General features: G+C 64.0%; 19 protein-coding genes. 16 read left to right on the top strand and 3 right to left on the bottom strand.

The genetic code is table 11. The features are described from left to right. Positions 1-17: 17 nt before the first annotated feature. Positions 18-1250, bottom strand: a complete 1233-nt coding sequence (locus tag BMY06_RS04450) for a glycosyltransferase (protein ID WP_074981690.1) — start codon at positions 1248-1250, stop codon at positions 18-20. Between the two features lie 449 nt (positions 1251-1699). Here BMY06_RS04450 and BMY06_RS04455 point away from each other — a divergent pair, with 449 nt between their 5' ends. Together BMY06_RS04455 and groL are read left to right on the top strand one after the other, a co-directional pair. After that, positions 1700-1990, top strand: coding sequence for a co-chaperone GroES (locus BMY06_RS04455; RefSeq protein WP_027816722.1), 291 nt, complete (start codon positions 1700-1702; stop codon positions 1988-1990). A gap of 44 nt (positions 1991-2034) precedes the next feature. Next, the gene (gene groL / locus BMY06_RS04460) at positions 2035-3675 is read left to right on the top strand and encodes a chaperonin GroEL (protein ID WP_065057246.1); all 1641 of its coding nucleotides are present in this window, start codon (positions 2035-2037) and stop codon (positions 3673-3675) included. 180 nt (positions 3676-3855) lie between these two features. Here the strand turns inward: groL and BMY06_RS04465 are convergent, their stop codons facing one another. Then, on the bottom strand, positions 3856-4692 hold the full coding sequence (locus tag BMY06_RS04465; protein WP_065057247.1) for a hydroxymethylpyrimidine/phosphomethylpyrimidine kinase: 837 nt from the start codon (positions 4690-4692) through the stop codon (positions 3856-3858). A gap of 343 nt (positions 4693-5035) precedes the next feature. Between BMY06_RS04465 and BMY06_RS04470 the strand changes: the two genes are divergently transcribed. The 9 genes from BMY06_RS04470 to BMY06_RS04510 all read left to right on the top strand — a co-directional run bounded on the left by BMY06_RS04470 (position 5036) and on the right by BMY06_RS04510 (position 13163). Further along, positions 5036-5206 (top strand): rubredoxin, encoded by a 171-nt coding sequence (locus BMY06_RS04470; protein WP_008342674.1) that lies wholly within the window; start codon positions 5036-5038, stop codon positions 5204-5206. A gap of 378 nt (positions 5207-5584) precedes the next feature. After that, entirely contained in the window at positions 5585-7213 is a 1629-nt protein-coding gene (locus tag BMY06_RS04475) for a hypothetical protein (RefSeq protein WP_065057248.1), read from the top strand. 298 nt (positions 7214-7511) lie between these two features. Continuing rightward, positions 7512-8090 (top strand): YqgE/AlgH family protein, encoded by a 579-nt coding sequence (locus BMY06_RS04480; protein ID WP_065057249.1) that lies wholly within the window; start codon positions 7512-7514, stop codon positions 8088-8090. Beyond that, entirely contained in the window at positions 8087-8530 is a 444-nt protein-coding gene (ruvX, locus tag BMY06_RS04485; protein ID WP_065057250.1) for a Holliday junction resolvase RuvX, read from the top strand. The genes BMY06_RS04480 and ruvX overlap by 4 nt, the downstream gene beginning before the upstream one ends. 10 nt (positions 8531-8540) lie before the next feature. Continuing rightward, complete coding sequence (gene pyrR / locus BMY06_RS04490) at positions 8541-9071, top strand: bifunctional pyr operon transcriptional regulator/uracil phosphoribosyltransferase PyrR (RefSeq protein WP_074981692.1); 531 nt, start codon at positions 8541-8543, stop codon at positions 9069-9071. A gap of 99 nt (positions 9072-9170) precedes the next feature. Beyond that, a complete protein-coding gene (locus BMY06_RS04495) occupies positions 9171-10190 on the top strand; it encodes an aspartate carbamoyltransferase catalytic subunit (RefSeq protein ID WP_074981695.1) in 1020 nt (339 codons plus the stop codon). Between the two features lie 35 nt (positions 10191-10225). After that, complete coding sequence (locus tag BMY06_RS04500) at positions 10226-11515, top strand: dihydroorotase (RefSeq protein WP_074981697.1); 1290 nt, start codon at positions 10226-10228, stop codon at positions 11513-11515. A gap of 10 nt (positions 11516-11525) precedes the next feature. Further along, positions 11526-12287, top strand: coding sequence for a lysophospholipid acyltransferase family protein (locus BMY06_RS04505; protein WP_080180168.1), 762 nt, complete (start codon positions 11526-11528; stop codon positions 12285-12287). Positions 12288-12347: 60 nt separating this feature from the next. Then, positions 12348-13163 (top strand): 2OG-Fe(II) oxygenase, encoded by an 816-nt coding sequence (locus tag BMY06_RS04510; RefSeq protein WP_074981699.1) that lies wholly within the window; start codon positions 12348-12350, stop codon positions 13161-13163. Positions 13164-13208: 45 nt separating this feature from the next. On the opposite strand, the gene BMY06_RS04515 is transcribed toward BMY06_RS04510, so the two are convergent. Beyond that, positions 13209-14060 (bottom strand): symmetrical bis(5'-nucleosyl)-tetraphosphatase, encoded by an 852-nt coding sequence (locus BMY06_RS04515; RefSeq protein WP_074981701.1) that lies wholly within the window; start codon positions 14058-14060, stop codon positions 13209-13211. 385 nt (positions 14061-14445) lie between these two features. Here BMY06_RS04515 and rfbB point away from each other — a divergent pair, with 385 nt between their 5' ends. From rfbB to BMY06_RS04540, 5 genes are read left to right on the top strand one after another with little or no spacing between them, the layout of a single operon-like run. Then, positions 14446-15507, top strand: coding sequence for a dTDP-glucose 4,6-dehydratase (gene rfbB, locus BMY06_RS04520; protein ID WP_074981703.1), 1062 nt, complete (start codon positions 14446-14448; stop codon positions 15505-15507). A gap of 12 nt (positions 15508-15519) precedes the next feature. Then, the gene (gene rfbA, locus BMY06_RS04525) at positions 15520-16413 is read left to right on the top strand and encodes a glucose-1-phosphate thymidylyltransferase RfbA (protein WP_065057257.1); all 894 of its coding nucleotides are present in this window, start codon (positions 15520-15522) and stop codon (positions 16411-16413) included. Next, complete coding sequence (gene rfbC / locus BMY06_RS04530) at positions 16398-16949, top strand: dTDP-4-dehydrorhamnose 3,5-epimerase (protein ID WP_074981705.1); 552 nt, start codon at positions 16398-16400, stop codon at positions 16947-16949. The genes rfbA and rfbC overlap by 16 nt, the downstream gene beginning before the upstream one ends. An 8-nt stretch (positions 16950-16957) precedes the next feature. Further along, positions 16958-17854 (top strand): dTDP-4-dehydrorhamnose reductase, encoded by an 897-nt coding sequence (gene rfbD / locus BMY06_RS04535; protein ID WP_074981707.1) that lies wholly within the window; start codon positions 16958-16960, stop codon positions 17852-17854. Next, on the top strand, positions 17836-18771 hold the full coding sequence (locus tag BMY06_RS04540) for a glycosyltransferase family 2 protein (RefSeq protein WP_074981708.1): 936 nt from the start codon (positions 17836-17838) through the stop codon (positions 18769-18771). Before rfbD ends, BMY06_RS04540 begins: the two co-directional genes overlap by 19 nt. Positions 18772-18816 lie beyond the last annotated feature (45 nt).

Consider the following 18816-nt stretch of genomic DNA (forward strand, 5'->3'; position numbering starts at 1 on the left):
ATCGAGCGATTCACGCGCTATGCAGCGGGTTGGCAGACGCCTTCGTGGTCGAGAAACTGCCGAAACTCCACAATATCGCCATTGCTCGTTTGCGATTGCGAATAAGCGAGCGCGGCCTCGGACGCCGCATTCAGGCTGGCTGCATCGGACAGCATCGCACTGATCTGCGCGGCGTCGATCAGAAAGGCACAGCGTTCGCTGCCGGGCGGCAAGCCTTCCAGCGAATGACGCGAGCCGAACACCGGTTTGCCGGCCGCCAACGCCTCGACCACCTTGATTTTCAGTCCCGTTCCATCGACCGGCGCGATTACGATTTTCGCGCGCCGGTAAAGCGCGTCCAGATCGTCGACGAAACCGAGTAGCTGGATAGTGCCGATTGCCGATGCCTTTTCGACCACTTCGGGATTCATGCTGACCTCGCCGGCGATCGCGAGAGAAAAACGTTGCAGCAGGTCGCGCTGCTCGTTGATGAAGTGGAGTATGCCGTCCACATTGAACGGATTGCGCGAGCCGATGAACAGCAGGTCGATATCGCGGCCAGCGGGGGGTGTTGCCGTAGTGCGATGGCTCGCGACGCTGTATTTCGGCAAAAAGAATACGGGCTTGTGCGGAAAGAACAACCGGAACATGCCGGCCTCCGTTCGCGCAATCGAGAGTAATGAAAGCGCGCTTTGCAGCAAGCCGGTTTCGCTGCGAAATTTTTCGGCGATTCTTCGGCTGGTGAGCGCGTGCCCGAAACGCTTGCTGAATTGCAGGAAGTCGATGTCGTGCGTTTCGATCACGCAGCACTCGGGATCGATGCCGTTGAGTTCGAGCAGGCCGTTGGCGTAGTTCACGATGAATAACGCGTCGGGATACTGCTTTCGGAGCCGATCGTAATTCGGCGTCAGAGTGGGCAGGTGCGCGCCGATCAGTTGCGGGATGAGGTTCGGAAACACGCCGCTCAGTTTCTTTTTGGCTTTGCCCCAATAGCGCAGCACGGGTGAACGTCGGTCAAGCACGAGTGCCACGCCTGGATACAGCTTGCTGAAGATCGCGCGCTCGGCGTCGCCCCAAGGACATTCGACATGGTTCGAATAGCTGTAGACGGTGACTTTGCAGCCGTAACTGATCAGCAGATTGAGCAGCGACGTCACGCGAACATGCGCGCCATTCCGGTTGTTGACGAAGGTGCCGTTGAAATACAGGATGAGTTTGCGATGCACGACATGGGCGAGGTCCGGAGCGGGCGTCGAATCTTCCAGCATCATTTTCTTCCGACAATTCGAGTTCGAGCGGCCACGGCCGGGCGACGAGGAGAGGGTGGGAGGGTGTCCGGCCTCAGCGTAGCGGCAGGGCAGGCCCGACACTGCTACCTACCGCACGAAATCCACTGCGCATATCCGGCCGCGGGCGAGCGGCGTCGCAGGCGCGCCATCGTCGGTGTTTACACCTGGTTTTTGGGGGCGTAAGCGGCATTCTGCGCGCCGTGAACGTCTTTATGTCATTGATTTTCTTGAGTTTGGCGGGTGCGCGCCCGCCTATGTTGCATCCCGCATCCGCCCCCCTTCTTGAATTTGTCACTACCCGTCCATATAATTAGCACTCACCGCATGAGAGTGCTAACAACGCTCGGTGTACACATATCTCTGGCTGGCACCTTCGCCAACCAGGTTTTCTTGAGTCTCTTCAAGTCCCAATCAAGAGAGAGGATCTATCCATGAACCTTCGTCCTTTGCATGATCGCGTGATCGTCAAGCGCCTGGATCAAGAAACCAAGACCGCTTCGGGCATCGTGATCCCGGACGCAGCGGCAGAAAAGCCGGATCAAGGTGAAGTTCTGGCCACGGGCCCGGGCAAGCGTGACGACAAGGGCTCCCTGATCGCGCTCGACGTCAAGGTCGGCGATCGCGTCCTGTTCGGCAAGTACGCTGGCCAGACCGTCAAGGTCGATGGCAACGAACTGCTCGTGATGCGCGAAGAAGACATCATGGCCGTGGTGCAGAAGTAAGCTCAGCCCACCGCTCATTCATCAAGAATTCAAGGAGTTAGAAGATGGCAGCTAAAGACGTCGTGTTCGGCGATTCCGCCCGTTCCAAGATGGTTGAAGGCGTGAACATTCTCGCCAACGCAGTGAAGGTCACGCTGGGTCCGAAGGGCCGCAACGTCGTCCTCGAGCGCTCGTTCGGCGGCCCGACGGTCACCAAGGACGGTGTCTCGGTCGCGAAGGAAATCGAGCTGAAGGACAAGCTCCAGAACATGGGCGCGCAAATGGTCAAGGAAGTTGCTTCCAAGACCAGCGACAACGCAGGCGACGGCACGACGACGGCAACCGTCCTCGCGCAATCGATCGTTCGCGAAGGCATGAAGTACGTCGCATCGGGCATGAACCCGATGGACCTGAAGCGCGGCATCGACAAGGCTGTTGCAGCCGCGATCGAAGAACTGCGCAAGATCAGCAAGCCCTGCACGACCAACAAGGAAATCGCGCAAGTCGGCTCGATCTCGGCGAACAGCGATTCGTCGATCGGCGACCGTATCGCTGAAGCGATGGACAAGGTCGGCAAGGAAGGCGTCATCACCGTTGAAGACGGCAAGTCGCTGCAAGACGAGCTCGAAGTCGTCGAAGGTATGCAGTTCGACCGCGGCTACCTGTCGCCGTACTTCATCAACAACCCGGACAAGCAAGTCGCCGTTCTGGACAACCCGTTTGTCCTGCTGTTCGACAAGAAGATCTCGAACATCCGCGATCTGCTGCCGATCCTGGAACAAGTCGCGAAGGCTGGCCGTCCGCTGCTGATCATCGCTGAAGACGTCGAAGGCGAAGCGCTGGCTACGCTGGTCGTCAACAACATCCGTGGCATCCTGAAGACCGTCGCCGTCAAGGCTCCGGGCTTCGGCGACCGCCGCAAGGCCATGCTGGAAGACATCGCGATCCTGACCGGCGGTCAAGTCGTCGCGGAAGAAACCGGCCTGACGCTCGAAAAGGCAACGCTGAACGAACTCGGTCAAGCGAAGCGCATCGAAGTGGGCAAGGAAAACACGACGATCATCGACGGTGCAGGCGAAGCCGCAAGCATCGAAGCGCGCGTCAAGCAAATCCGCACGCAGATCGAAGAAGCGACGTCGGACTACGACCGTGAAAAGCTGCAAGAGCGCGTTGCCAAGCTGGCAGGCGGCGTGGCGGTGATCAAGGTTGGCGCTGCGACCGAAGTCGAAATGAAGGAAAAGAAGGCACGCGTGGAAGACGCGCTGCACGCAACCCGCGCTGCCGTTGAAGAAGGCATCGTCCCGGGCGGCGGCGTTGCGCTGATCCGTGCTCGCGTTGCTGTGACGGGCCTGAAGGGCGTCAACGCAGACCAGGATGCAGGTATCAAGATCGTCCTGCGCGCGATGGAAGAGCCGCTGCGCCAGATCGTCACGAACGGTGGCGAAGAAGCGTCGGTCGTCGTGGCAGCGGTTGCTCAAGGTTCGGGCAACTACGGCTACAACGCAGCAACGGGCGAGTACGTCGACATGGTCGAAGCCGGTGTCGTCGACCCGACGAAGGTTACGCGCACGGCGCTGCAAAACGCAGCTTCGGTCGCTGGCCTGCTCCTGACGACGGACGCAGCAGTGGTCGAAGTCGCGAAGGAAGATGCACCGATGCCCGGCGGCATGCCCGGCGGCATGGGCGGCATGGGCATGGACATGTAAATTCGGTGGGTCGAAAGACCGCCGCGATTTGCATCGACGTACCGATGGAAAGGCGCCTCGCGGCGTGTTTCCATCGTCCGCAAAAGAAAAAACCCGCAGCGATGCGGGTTTTTTTACGTCCAGCGTTTTTGTCTCGCGCAGGAGCCGGAGCTGCTGCGCGGGTCGATCCGCGTAGGTCGGTTACGCCTCGCCTTCCTCGTCCGGCGTTTCGGCGTCGTTGCTGCGCGCCCAGAAGAAGCGATCCGGCACCCACGCGCCCATGCCCGGGCGGAACGCGCCCTGCACGGTCTGATAGAGATACTCCTGCGCCTCGCGCACGGCCTCGGGCGGCTCCTGGCCGTTGGCGAGCAGGGCGGCGATGGCTGCGCCGAGCGTGTCGGTCACGCCCATCACCGGATTGTTCGCGCGGTCCCAGAAGTCCTGACGCAACTGGCCTTCCTCGCTGTAGAGCGTGTTCACCACGCGGTGCGAGCCGGTTTCCATCGCGAGGATGTACTCGCAGCCCGTCGCGAGCAGATGCGAGATCGCGGCGTCGATGCTGGGCGCTTCGGCGTCGCCGTCCGGCTGCGCGAGCGCGAGCAGGACCGAGACGTCGGCGACCAGCAGCGTGGTTTGCGGCACGAGCAGGTCGGCGACCACTTCGCGCAGTTCGTCGGCGGCGAGCACATGTTCGTCGTCGAGCGTGAAGTCGGGCGCGAGCACGAGCGGCACCTCGTCATAATCGGCGACGACTTCGGCGATCGCGCTCACCACTTCCGCGCGCGTGCCGGCGCCGATCTTGAACGCCGCGACGGGCATGTCCTCGAGCAGCATGCGCGCCTGGCTCGCGACGGTTTCGGGATCGAGGCCGGTGACTTCGTCGCAGCCGGCGGAATCGCGCACGGTGTAACCCGTCAACGCGGTGACACCGTGGCAGCCCATGCTGGCGAGCGTGAGCAGATCGGCTTGCAGGCCGCCGCCGCTGGTCGGATCGGAGAGGCCGAAGGTAAGGACGATGGGAGGGGTGTCGCTGGGCATGAACGTGACGAGAAAGGTTGGCTCGCTGCAAATGCAAGGCGGTTGCGGCGACCGGCGAAACGCCGGTTTGCCGCTGTCCATTCAATTATGCCGCCTGGCGGCGCTCACAGGGGCCGGATGAGCCGTCTCGCGCAAGGGAATTTCGCATGACCGCGGCGCGGCACGCAGTTGGGGCGCACGCGAGGCGCGCGGCGTCACGGTTGCTAGGCATAAAAACGGCAACACGGTACCATCATGGCTCTTGTTTCCTGGCAGGTTTCCCCAACCGCCTTCACCTCGCACCCGCAGGGTCATCGACGGGTGCGGGCGTGCGGTTTTTTGGACTTTTCGACGCGGCATAAGAATGGAATATAGAAGCTGGATGTGCCTGATCTGCGGCTGGATCTACGATGAAGAAGCCGGTTTGCCAGACGAAGGCATCGCGCCCGGTACGCGCTGGGAGGATGTGCCGATCAACTGGACGTGCCCCGAGTGCGGTGCGCGCAAGGAAGACTTCGAGATGGTCCAGATCTGAGGCACGGGCCGGGAGCATCGCTTCCGGATGGCCGAAGATCGGTGCCGAAGTTGGCACCCAAGTCGCGGCGCAGGCTGGCGCTTCGGCGGTTTCGATTTCATCCGCATGGTTTTTCGCGGATGCCGCACGATGATGCCAATGGCGCACCGGCTGCTTCTGCTTCGCGCACTTCGCCGTGCGTCACTCGCACGACCGGCGTGCGGCGCGCAAATTGCTCAGTGAGGGCTCGTCCGCGGGCCGCCTGAGCGTAGTCGAGGCCGCCACGCCCTCGCGCCGCCCGATGTGCGGCCCGCTCGCGCCGCGTTCGGCCGTCTCGCCGGGCCGCGGTCATTGCAACCCGCACTGCTACCGCATTGCAACTGTTCTCGGCGCTGCATCATGAGTCTACGTTCAACGTCGGTCGCCCCTTTCGACGCGCTGCCCAACCCGCGCGGCGGCAGCGTGCCGTTCGCCCTCGCGGCGCTCGCGCAGGCGCTGGCCGCGCTCGACGAGCAGCGCGACGTCGCGCGTCCGCTGCGCCAGGCCACGCGCACGCTGCGTGACGCGGGCTGGCTCGCCGCCGCCCGTTTCGCCGATACGCTGCTGCTCGCTTCGCCGCTCGCGCTGGCGGCTTCCGTCGCCGTTGCGCCGCCGCCGGGCTTGCCCGCGCGTCCCGCGCACGAACACGACGGTCCCGACGACAGCCACATCCGCACGGCGTTTCGCGACGCGCTGATCGAGCTGTCCACCGTGCTGGAGCGCCGCAATCTGCGCGAGCTGGCCTGTTCGCCGGCGCTTTACGCGCATCAGCGCGCGCTCGTCGACATCATCGCGGAGCACGCGCCGGGCGTCTCGCTCGCTTACGAGGACGTGGCGCTGCATGGCCGCCCGATCGTCGGCGCGATTCTGAGTCCGCAGCCTGCGCAGCGGCTGGCGCAGGCGCGCGCGCGCTTCGAGGCGGCCCTGCTACCCGCGCTCAAGGCACGTCTCGGCAACGGCAGCCGCGCGGCCAATGCGCTCGCGGAGGCCGCTTTCGACGAGATGGACGCCTGTTTCGCCGAACTGACCGGCTCCGATCCCTACGACTTCTGGCGCCTCGCCGTCGCCTGCGGACGCGCGCTGCGGCGCGGCGTGACGTATTGGGGCGACGAGGACGTGCGACGTTTCTACGCACGCTGCAATCTGCTGCTCAGCGAGCACGCACGCGGCTTGCGCATCGTGCCGCAATCGTTCGTGCGCACGGCGCTCGCGCTGTTGTGGCGCGATTACGCGCTGTTCGGCGCGTCGGCCGACGACACCGCCGACGTCGAGCTGCTGCACGACTATGGTTTGACCGTCGACTGGCACGTGGCCGGTACACAGGCGTCCGAGGCGCTGTGGGAGGCGGGCAGCGCGCAGGCCGGCGCTCTCGCGGCGCGTGTTGCGCCGTCGCGCGATCTCGGGGCGCTCGTCGTCAACGGCAATGCTTACGAGGATTTCCTGCAGACCGCCGATGCCGCGATGCTCGCGCTCGGCACCCAGGCGCGGGCGCTGTCGCTGCGCGCCGACGGGACGCACGGCGATCCGGCGACGTCGCTGCTGGCGGCCGAGGCGGCGTACCGCATCGGCGCGGCGGCCTGGGCGCTCGGGCTTGGCCACGTGGCGTTGCTGGCGGATGCGCTCGGACTGGCCTGGCGGCGCGCCGCGCACGCGACCAGTACGCCCGCTGCACGGGACGCGTATGGCGCGAGCACGGCGAATCCCGCGCCGTCCGTCGAGGCGATCGAGTACGCCAACGAATCGCTGCGCGCGATGCTGCACAAAGTGGCGGCAGGCGTGGCGCAGCCTGACGCGACCCCGACCGTGCGCGCGCTCGGCGCGGCCATCGCGAGCGGGGCGGGTAGTCATTCGAGCAACAACGCAAGCAACACCGCAGGCAGCGGCACGAGTCAAAACGCAGCCGAAACCACCGGCAGCAGCGCCGCAGTCGTCTCGCCAGACGCGGTGTCATCCGCACCAGGCGGTGTGGATGCCGAGCTTCCGCGCTAAGGCGTGCGCGCCCTTGACTGCGGTTAGCGCCGGTCGGCCTGCCGGGCGCGTCGCGCTGGCGTGTTAGAGTGAGCAATTCCCCGCTATACGGAGCGCGGGTCGCGTGCGCGCAGGTCTCTGGCGGGTTGGAGCAGGTTGCAAACCAGGCGCAGATCGGCCTCAAAGCGGCGGCCTCGAGCGAGCCTGAAACCGGCCGCGAACACGCCGCAAGCAGGGCGCGATGCAGGTCCACGGGACCTCGCGCGTCCGGCGCACCGGGCCGCCGCCATTCCGTATCGTCTTTGCTAGAATTCAAACCATGTCCAAGAGTAACGATCGCATCAATCTGACCAACCAGTTCCTGATCGCCATGCCCAGCATGGCGGACCCCACGTTTTCAGGAACGGTGGTCTACCTTTGCGATCATTCCGAGCGCGGCGCGCTCGGTCTCGTGATCAATCGTCCCACCGACATCGACCTCGAAGCGCTGTTCTCGCGCATCGACCTCAAGCTCGAAATCGAACCGCTGCTGCACGTGCCCGTTTATTTCGGCGGCCCGGTGCAGACCGAGCGCGGCTTCGTGCTGCACGCGCCGCGATCGGGCACGAACTACACCTCGTCGATGGCGGTGCCGGGCGGGCTCGAGATGACCACGTCGAAAGACGTGCTCGAAGCCGTCGCGAACGGCAGCGGTCCCGAGCAGTTCCTGCTCACGCTCGGCCACGCAGGCTGGGGCGCGGGCCAGCTCGAAGACGAAATCTCGAAGAACGGCTGGCTGACCGTGGAAGCCGACCCCAAGATCGTCTTCGACGTGCCCGCCGAAGAGCGCTTCGAAGCGGCGCTCGCGCTGCTCGGCATTTCCTCGACGATGCTCTCGGGCGAAGCGGGTCACGCATGAGCGTGGCCGCGAAGCGAGGCGCCGCCGAGGCGACCTTGCTGGCGTTCGATTACGGCGAAAAGCGCATCGGCGTCGCGCTCGGCAACGTGCTCACGCACAGCGCCCGCGCGCTCACCGTGATTCCCAACAAGAGCAGGGAATATCGGTTCGAAGCCATCGGCGCGCTGCTGCGCGAGTGGCAGCCGGACCTGCTCGTGGTCGGCCTGCCGCGCCATCCCGACGGCACGCCGCACGCCATGACGCAGCTCGCCACGCGCTTCGGCAATCAACTGAATGGCCGCTTCAATCTGCCCGTCGTGTGGGTGGACGAGCGCTATTCGTCGGTCGACGCCGAGGCGCGTCTGCGCGAGCGCGGCGAACGCGCCGAGCACATCGACGCCGAAGCCGCCTGCGTGATCCTGCAGCAATATCTCGACGAACATTCGTCGCAACCCCTCTGACGCGCCCGTGATGAGCCCACCCGACGCCGAGGCGCTGTACCGCGCCGTTCTCGACCAGATCCGCGCGGCTTATCTGAGCGACGCCTTCAGCGCCGCCGACGGCATCGCCATCGCCGGCATTCACAGCGGCGGCGCGTGGCTCGCCGAACGGCTCGCGCGCGATCTCGGCGCGCCGCATCATGGCGTGGTGAACGTCTCGCTGCATCGCGACGACTACGCGAAAAAGGGCTTGCACAGCGAGGCGAGCCCGACCGCGCTGCCGTTCGAGGTGGAGAACCGCCGCATCCTGCTCGTCGACGACGTGCTGCACACGGGCCGCACGGTGCGCGCGGCGCTCAACGAACTCTACGATTACGGCCGTCCCGCGTCTGTCGAACTGGCCGTGCTCGCCGATCGCGGCGGCCGCGAATTGCCGGTGTCGGCGCGTTTCGTGGGCGCCGAAACGGCCGTGCCCGCGGGCTCGACGCTCGTGCTCGCGCGCGAGGGCGACGATGGCGAACAGGGCCGCTTCGCGTTCAGGATCGACGCGAACGCCGCCTGATCCGCGAGGCCACGCGCGCTGCGCAGTGCGTGCGACGTGGCCCGCCTCAGACACATCCAACTTTCTCCCGACTCCGATCTCACCGCAGGACGCATCGCGATGAACACACAGCCCACGCCCGCTTCGCCCGATCGCGGCGACTCGCGCTTTCGCTACGGCTTTCTGAAGGGCAATCCGCAGCTCACGAAAAACGGCGAGCTCAAGCATCTGCTCTCGATCGAAGGACTGCCGCGCAAGATTCTCACGCACATTCTCGACACGGCCACGCAGTTCGTCAGCGTGACCGACCGCGACGTGAAAAAGGTCCCGCTGCTGCGCGGCAAGTCGGTGTTCAATCTGTTCTTCGAGAACTCGACGCGCACGCGCACGACCTTCGAGATCGCGGCCAAGCGTCTCTCGGCCGACGTGCTGAATCTGAACATCAACGCGTCGTCGACGAGCAAGGGCGAATCGCTGCTCGACACCATCGGCAACCTTTCCGCGATGCACGCCGACATGTTCGTCGTGCGTCACGCGTCGAGCGGCGCGCCATATCTGATCGCCGAGCATTGCGCGCCGCACGTGCACGTCATCAACGCCGGCGACGGCCGTCACGCGCACCCGACCCAGGGCCTGCTCGACATGTACACGATCCGCCACTACAAGCGCGATTTCACGAATCTGCGCGTGGCGATCGTCGGCGACATTCTGCATTCGCGCGTGGCGCGCTCGGACATTCACGCGCTCACCACGCTCGGCGTGCCGGAAGTGCGCGCGATCGGTCCGCGCACGCTGCTGCCGGGCGGCCTCGAACAGATGGGCGTGCGCGTGTTTCACAACCTCGACGAAGGGCTCAAGGATGTGGACGTCGTCATCATGCTGCGGCTGCAGAACGAGCGCATGAGCGGCGCGCTGCTGCCGTCGGCGCAGGAGTATTTCAAGAGCTGGGGCCTCACGCCCGAGCGTCTCGCGCTCGCCGCGCCCGACGCGATCGTGATGCACCCCGGACCGATGAACCGCGGCGTCGAAATCGACTCGCAGGTCGCGGACGGCCCGCAGTCGGTGATTCTCGATCAGGTGAGTTTCGGCATCGCGGTGCGTATGGCGGTGATGGGCATCGTCGCCGGTAACAACGATTGACAACGATTAATGCAGCAGGGCAGACAGGGCAGCGCATGAAGATTCATATTCAAGGCGGCACGCTGATCGATCCGGCGAGCGGCGAACAGACGCGTCGGGACGTGTTCATCGAAGCGGGCAAGATCGCCGCGCTCGGCGACGCGCCCGCGGGCTTTCACGCGGATCGCACGATCGACGCGAACGGACTCATGGTCGCGCCGGGTTTCGTCGACCTGAGCGCACGGCTGCGCGAGCCGGGCTACGAGCACAAGGCGACGCTCGACTCCGAAATGGCGGCCGCGCTGGCGGGCGGCGTGACGAGCCTCGTGTGTCCGCCGGACACCGACCCGGTGCTCGACGAAGCGGGCCTCGTGGAGATGCTCAAGTACCGCGCGGGCAAGCTCGAACGCGCGCACGTGCATCCGCTCGGCGCGCTGACGGTCGGGCTCAAGGGGCAGGTGATCACCGAGATGGTGTCGCTGACCGAGGCGGGCTGTATCGGCTTCACGCAAGCCGATCAGCCGATCGTCGATACCTCGGTGCTGCTGCGCGCGCTGCAATACGCGAGCACGTACGGTTACGCGGTGTGGCTGCGTCCGCAGGATGCGTATCTCTCGAAGGGCGGCGTGGCCGCGAGCGGCGCGCTGGCGTCGCGGCTCGGGCTGTCGGGCGTGCCGCAGAGCGCGGAAACCATCGCGCTTTTCACGCTGTTCGAGATGATGCGCGTGACGGGCGCGCGCGTGCATGTGCAGCATCTGTCGTCGGCGGCGGGCGTCGCGCTCGTGCGCGCGGCGAAGGCCGAAGGGCTGCCGGTGACCTGCGACGTCACGGCGAACCATCTGCATCTGATCGACATGGACATCGGCTACTTCGACGCGCAGTTCCGCCTCGATCCGCCGCTGCGCCAGCAACGCGACCGTGAGGCGCTGCGCGCCGGTCTCGCCGACGGCACGATCGACGCGATCTGCTCGCAGCACACGCCCGTGGACGACGACGAAAAGCTGCTGCCGTTTGGCGAAGCGACGCCGGGCGCGACGGGTCTCGAACTGCTGCTTTCGCTGACCGTGAAGTGGGCGCAGGAAGCGGGCGTGCCGCTCGCGAAGGCGCTGGCGCGCATCACGTCCGCGCCGGCCGCCGTGATGGCGCACGAGGCGGGCGGTGTGAGCGTGGGCGCGCGTGCGGACCTGTGTGTGTTCGACGCGAACACGCACTGGCACGTCGAGCCGCGCGCGCTCAAGAGCCAGGGCCACAACACGCCGTTCCTCGGTTACGAGTTGCCCGCCGTGGTGCGCGCGACGCTCGTGGCGGGGCGCATCGGCTTCGAACGTCATATCGAACGTAACTGAGCGCATCGACATGAGCCTCTTCTTTCGCAAAGCCCGTCTGCTCTCGCATCTGCTGCGCGGCGCGTGGACCGTCGCGATGCGCTTTCCGCGCGCGACGCCCGAAAAACGTCACGCGCTCAATCGCGCCTGGTCGCTGCGGATGCTCGAGCTGTGCGGCTTGCAGCTCGTCGTGCACAACGACGCCGCGCGTCTCGACGCGGGCGCGCTGGTCGTCAGCAATCATATTTCGTGGATCGACATCTATGTGATCAACGCGTGGCGGCCGACGCCGTTCGTCTCGAAGGCCGAGGTGCGTAGCTGGCCGCTGATCGGCTGGTTCGCGCAGAATCTCGACACCGTGTTCATCGAACGCGAAAAGCGCAGCGAAGCGCGCCGCATCATGCAGGAACTGGCCGAGCGGCTGCAGCGCGGCGAACTGATGTGCGTGTTTCCGGAAGGCACGACGACGGACGGTCTCGGGCTCAAGCCGTTTCATTCGAACATGTTCCAGGCGCCGGTGACGGCGTGCACGCCGGTGCAGCCGATCTGCATCATGTACGAGGACGCGCAGGGGCGTCAGTCGCTCGCGCCGGCGTATATCGACGATCTGTCGCTCAAGGATTCGCTCGACGCGATGCTCAAGTCGGGGCCGCTGACCGCGCACGTCTATGTCGGCGACGCGCTGGAACCCGGCGACGATCGCCGCAAGCTCGCGGCGCGCGCGCAGGAGGCGGTGGGTGTGGCGCTGGAGACGATGCGCTCGCAAGGGCAGAACGTGGCGGAGCGGGCGTGAGCGCGCATGAGCGTGCGCGCCGATAATCAGCGAACCAGCAGCGAAAGCAGGACAGACATCATGGATCGTACGGAACTGGGCGCGCGCATCGCGCAGCGCCTCGAAGCGGAACTCGCGCGGCTGCGTGAGCAGTGGACGCAGACGGCGCCTATCAACCATTTCCATATCGACGACGTATTGCCGGACGACGTCGCGCACGAAATTCGCGCCGCATTTCCGGATGCGTCGAAGATGATGCTGCGTAAAAGCCTGCGCGAATTGAAGTACGTGTCGGCGCAAATGGATGCGCATGCGCCGCTGCTCGAAGAGATCATCTTCGCATTCCAGATGCCGCGCGTGGTCGAACTGGTGAAAGAGATCACGGGGCTGCGCTCGCTTTATCCGGACGAGCATCTCTACGCGGGCGGCATTTCGATGATGGGGCCGGGCCACTTCCTGAACCCGCATCTCGACAACTCGCACGACAAGGATCGCGCGCACTATCGCGTGCTCAATCTGCTGTATTACGTGTCGCCGGACTGGGCGCTGGAGAAGGGCGGCAACCTCGAAGTGTGGCCGCAGGGCACGAAGGCCGAACCGACCACGATCGTGAGCCGCTTCAATCGCCTCGCCGTGATGGTGACGAACCAGCACTCGTGGCATTCGGTGTCGAAGAATCAGAGCGCCGAGCAGCGTTGCTGCGTGTCGAATTACTACTTCTCCGATCATCCGGTCGGCGACGACGCGTATTTTCATCCGACGTCGTTTCGCGGTCGCCCGGACGAACCGGTGCGCGATGTCGTGTTGCAGGCCGACGCCGCCGCGCGGGGTCTTGTGCGCCGCGTATTCCCGAAGGGCGTCGCGGCGACCACGCACGTGTACAACAAGAAGCGCTGATGCCGACCGGCGCGCTGCACGTCATGCAGGCGCGCCGGGGCCGGTTCAAACCGATACCGCGCGGCAGGTTTCGCAGGGCACCTGGGTGAGCACGCGCTGAACCGGATCGGCGACCAGATGCACGGCCGAGAGCCGCTCGCCCCACACGCAGCCCGAATCGAGCCCGACGAGGTTCTGACGCAAGGTCAGGCCAAGCGCCGCCCAGTGGCCGAACACCACCGTGATATCGGCCGTCTTGCGGCCGGGCACGTCGAACCAGGGCAGGGTGCCCGGCGGCGCGGAATCGAGGCCACCGCTCGCGCTGAAATCCATCACGCCGTCGCGATCGCAAAAACGCATGCGCGTGAGCGCGCTGCACGTCACGCGCAGACGCTCGATCCCTTTGAGATTCTTCGACCAGCGGCTCGGCTCGTTGCCGTATAGACCCGCGAGCGTTTCCTTCCAGTTGTCGCGCCGTAGCGCTTTTTCCAGATCGCGAGCGAGTTCCATCGTCAGACCGACGTCCCACTGCGGCAGCACGCCCGCGTGCACCATCAGCATGCCGTTCTCGTAGTGCGCGATCGGGCGATGACGGACCCAGTGCAGCAGATCGTCGGCGTCAGGCGCATTGAGAATGTCGTCGATCGTGTCGCCTTTTTTCGACTTGCGGATGCCCGCCGACACCGATAGCAGATGCAGATCGTGATTGCCGAGCACCGCCACGCCGCGCTCGCCCAGCGCGATCACCTCGCGCAGCGTCGCCAGCGATTCGGGGCCACGATTGATGAGGTCGCCGGCGAACCACAGCGGCGTGTCGGGCGAGGGCGCGGCCTTGGCGAGCAGTTCGCGAAACGGCGTGAGGCAACCCTGGAGATCGCCGAAGGCAAGAGGAGCGGGAGACGGCGCGTGCTTGGTCATGAATCGGAATCAGTTGCAGTACAAGTTGCAGTACAACGCGGTGCGCACGAAGAAGGGAGTGACGGTATCACAGGAATACTTTTGTCGCGTGATCGCACCTGAATTTGACATCATCGAGACAGATGAGCCGCGAGGCAGCGTAGAAAAGGCGCGGTAAGTGTCGGATTAAATTTTGTCAAGCTGTTTCAAGATGTTAGCGGTATGGTTTTCGCTTCCGCTGGCCTTATAATTGCAAGGATAAAATCAGAGCCAGAGTATGCTGAGTGGGTAATTTCTGGCGTTTTTGGCGTCAAAAGTCCCTTTTTTACAGCATTCTTTCGCGCATCTGGCGGCCGGGGTGGTAACGCCAGACCTGCAATCCAACACGCGACAAGAAAGGAGTTCCATGATTCTCGTAACGGGCGGTGCCGGCTTTATCGGCGCCAATTTTGTGCTTGATTGGCTGAGCCAGGCCGACGAAGCCGTTCTCAACGTAGACAAGCTGACCTACGCGGGCAATCTTGGGACGTTGAAGTCGTTGCAGGGCAACCCGAAGCACGTGTTCGCCCGTGTGGACATCTGCGACCGCGAGGCGCTCGACACGCTGTTCGCCGAGCACAAGCCGCGCGCCGTGCTGCATTTCGCCGCGGAAAGCCACGTCGACCGCTCGATTCATGGTCCGGCCGATTTTGTTCAGACGAATGTGGTCGGTACCTTCACGCTGCTCGAAGCCACGCGTCAGTACTGGAACACGCTGCCCGAAGCCGAGAAAGCCGCTTTCCGCTTCCTGCACGTCTCGACCGACGAAGTGTTCGGCTCGCTTTCCGCGACCGATCCGCAGTTCTCGGAAACCACGCCGTACGCGCCCAACAGCCCGTACTCGGCCACCAAAGCCGGTTCCGACCATCTCGTACGCGCCTACCATCACACGTATGGTCTGCCTGTGCTCACGACCAACTGCTCGAACAATTACGGTCCGTACCAGTTCCCCGAAAAGCTCATTCCGCTGATGATCGCCAACGCGCTCGCCGGCAAGCCGCTGCCCGTCTACGGTGACGGTCAGAACGTGCGCGACTGGCTTTACGTGGGTGATCATTGCAGCGCGATCCGCGAAGTGCTCGCGCGCGGCAAGAGCGGCGAAACGTACAACGTCGGCGGCTGGAACGAGAAGAAGAACCTCGAAGTCGTGCACACGCTGTGCGACCTGCTCGACGAAATGCGTCCGAAGGCAGCCGGCTCGTATCGCGATCAGATTACCTACGTGACGGATCGCCCGGGTCACGACCGCCGCTACGCAATCGACGCGCGCAAGCTCGAACGCGAACTCGGCTGGAAGCCCGCGGAAACCTTTGAAACCGGTCTCGCGAAGACGGTGCGCTGGTATCTGGACAACCAGGCATGGGCCGACGAAGTCGCTTCGGGCGACTATCGCAAGTGGGTCGAAACCAACTACGCGCAACGCACGTAAAAGGCGGTCGACATGGCTCGTAAAGGCATTATTCTCGCCGGCGGTTCCGGCACGCGGCTCTATCCGATCACCCACGCAGTCTCGAAGCAGCTGCTGCCGGTGTACGACAAGCCGATGATCTACTACCCGCTGTCGACGCTGATGATCGCGGGCATTCGCGACGTGCTCATCATCTCGACGCCGCAGGACACGCCGCGTTTCGAGGCGATGCTCGGCGACGGCAGCCAGTGGGGCATGAACATCCAGTACGCGGTGCAGCCCTCGCCGGACGGCCTCGCGCAGGCGTTCATCATCGGTAAGGATTTCGTCGGCAATGATCCGTCGGCGCTCATTCTTGGCGATAACATTTTCTACGGTCACGATCTCGCGAAGCAGCTCGAGCGCGCCGATGCGCAAGAGGCGGGCGCCACGGTCTTCGCTTATCACGTGCATGACCCGGAACGCTACGGCGTGGTCGAATTCGACAAGGGTTTTCGTGCGCTGTCGATCGAAGAAAAGCCCGAGCAGCCGCGTTCGAATTACGCGGTCACGGGTCTGTACTTCTACGACAACCGCGTGTGCGATATTGCGGCGGACATCAAGCCGTCGCCGCGCGGCGAGCTGGAAATCACCGACGTCAACTCGCGCTATCTGAGCGACGGCGCGCTGAATGTCGAGATCATGGGCCGCGGCTATGCGTGGCTCGACACCGGTACGCACGACTCGCTGATCGAGGCGGCAACGTTCATCGCCACGCTGCAGAAGCGTCAGGGTCTCGTGGTCGCCTGTCCTGAGGAAATCGCGTTTCGCCGCGGCTGGATCGGCGCGGAAGCGGTGGAGAAGCTCGCCAAGCCGCTGTCGAAGAACGCTTATGGCAAGTACTTGTTGAATCTTCTTACGGATCAGGTCGCATGGCCATCACGGTAACCGCTACGGCGCTCCCCGAAGTCAAGATCATCGAGCCGAAGGTGTTCGGCGATGCACGGGGCTACTTCTACGAAAGCTTTAACGCACGCGAGTTTGAAGAACTGGTCGCGCCTGGCGTCGTGTTCGTGCAGGACAATCATTCGCGTTCGGCGAAGGGCGTGCTGCGCGGCCTGCACTATCAGATCCAGCATGCGCAGGGCAAGCTCGTGCGCGTGGTGGAAGGCGAAGTGTTCGACGTGGCCGTCGATCTGCGCCGCGACTCGCCGAATTTCGGCAAGTGGGTGGGGGTGACGCTGTCGGCGGAGAATTGCCGTCAGGTATGGGTGCCGCCCGGTTTTGCGCACGGCTTCGTCGTGATGTCCGAGTCGGCGCAGTTCCTCTATAAAACGACCGACTACTGGTTTCCCGAGCACGAGCGCAGCATCCTGTGGAACGATCCGGCCATCGGCATCGAGTGGCCGATTGATTTCGAGCCCGTCCTCGCAGCGAAGGATGCGGCGGGCAAACTCCTGTCGGATGCGGATGTTTTTGCGTGAGGATGGCAATGGCGTCGTTTGAACAACCGACCATCCTGCTAACCGGTGTGAACGGCCAGGTTGGCTTCGAGTTGGCGCGCAATCTCCAGGGTCTCGGCAACGTCGTGGCCCTGGGCCGCGACAAGCTCGATTTGACCGATCTCGATCAGTTGCGCCGGGTCGTGCAGGACGTCAAGCCGCAACTGATTGTGAATCCGGCCGCGCATACGGCCGTCGACAAGGCCGAGTCGGAAGCCGGTCTCGCGATGCGTCTGAACGCGGAAGCGCCGGCCGTACTGGCCGAGCAGGCAAAGAAGCTTGGTGCAGCGCTGGTCCATTACTCCACGGACTATGTATTCGACGGGAGCAAGGTCGGTGAGTACGAGGAAACCGACCTCACCAATCCGCAAAATATTTACGGCGAAAGCAAGCTGGCGGGCGAGCAGGCGATCGCGGCATCTGGCTGCTCGCATCTGATCTTCCGCACGAGCTGGGTCTACGGCACGCGCGGCAAGAATTTTTTGCTCACGATGCTGCGTCTTGGCGCAGAGCGCGATCAGCTGAGCGTCGTGTCCGACCAGTTTGGCGCGCCGACCTGGGCGAATACGATTGCCGCGTTGACGTCGAATGTGCTGGCGCAGGAAAGCGCGGCGGCCGATCGCAATGCGTGGTGGGCGGAGCACTCCGGTGTCTACCATTTGACCGCTGGTGGCGCGACTTCCTGGCACGGTTTTGCCGAGGCGATTTTCGAACTGGCCGATCTGGCCACGAAACCGCAGGTCAATCCGATTCCCGCGTCGTCCTATCCGACCCCCGCGAAGCGGCCCGTTAATTCGCGGATGTCAAACGACAAGCTGGCGCGGACTTTTCGCGTGAGGGCGCCGCATTGGCGCGAAGCGTTGCAGCTATGCATGACGGCACGCTGACGAGCGCATGGACGACTCACCGTGCTGGTGCGGTAGTCGTTTTCTACAATCCGGATGCGGCCTGCATCGAACGAGCCAATCGGCTCGCGTCGATGCTGCCTTGCGTCGTTGTCGATAACACGCCGAGCATGCGGACGGGCGCCAGCCTGGGGCTGTCCGCTTCGATTGAGTACGTGCCGAATGGCGAGAACGTCGGCATAGCGACGGCGCTCAATCAGGGTGTGGAATATCTCAAGCGCGCCGGTGCGGAAATGGCGCTGCTTTTCGACCAGGATAGTGAACCGTCGGATACGTTGCTGGCGGGACTTCCCGCCGAAATTGCGCGCGCCAACGAGCGAGGCGAGCGTGTCGCGCTCGTGGGTCCGGCCTATGACGATCCGCGACTGAGAGGCACCGCGCCATTTGTCAGGTTCCGGTACTGGAAGCTCGAGCGGCTGGTGCCCCAGGGTAGCGAGCCGATGGATGTCGATTTTCTGATCACATCGGGATCTTGCATCAATCTGCGCTTTTGGTCTGAAGTGGGTCCGATGGACGACGCGCTTTTTATCGATTTCGTCGATCTCGAGTGGTGCGTGAGAGCGAAGCAGAAGGGTTATCACATCCTGGGTCTGCCATGGCTGCGAATGAGTCACGAACTCGGCGGTGAGCCGGTGCGCATTTTTGGTCGGGCCTATCCGATGCATGGTCCTTTGCGTCACTACTACCAGTTCCGCAACGTTATCGCCTTGCTCAAGCGTTCGTATATTCCCTGGAGCTGGAAGACCACGGAATTGCTGAAGCTTCCTGTGCGGCTCGTGATCTATTCATTTTTCCCCGAACAGCGCTCACAGCACATAAGAATGGCGCTGGAAGGTTTGAGGGACGGGTGGATGGGCCGCCTGGGCCGCTATGGTGATCGCAGCGTCCCGCGCAGCTAATTGCCTCGCGCGCGTTTGAGCGCAGCCGGGGCACTCCCAATTTTG

Source organism: Paraburkholderia tropica, assembly GCF_900109265.1.
GTDB lineage: Bacteria > Pseudomonadota > Gammaproteobacteria > Burkholderiales > Burkholderiaceae > Paraburkholderia > Paraburkholderia tropica.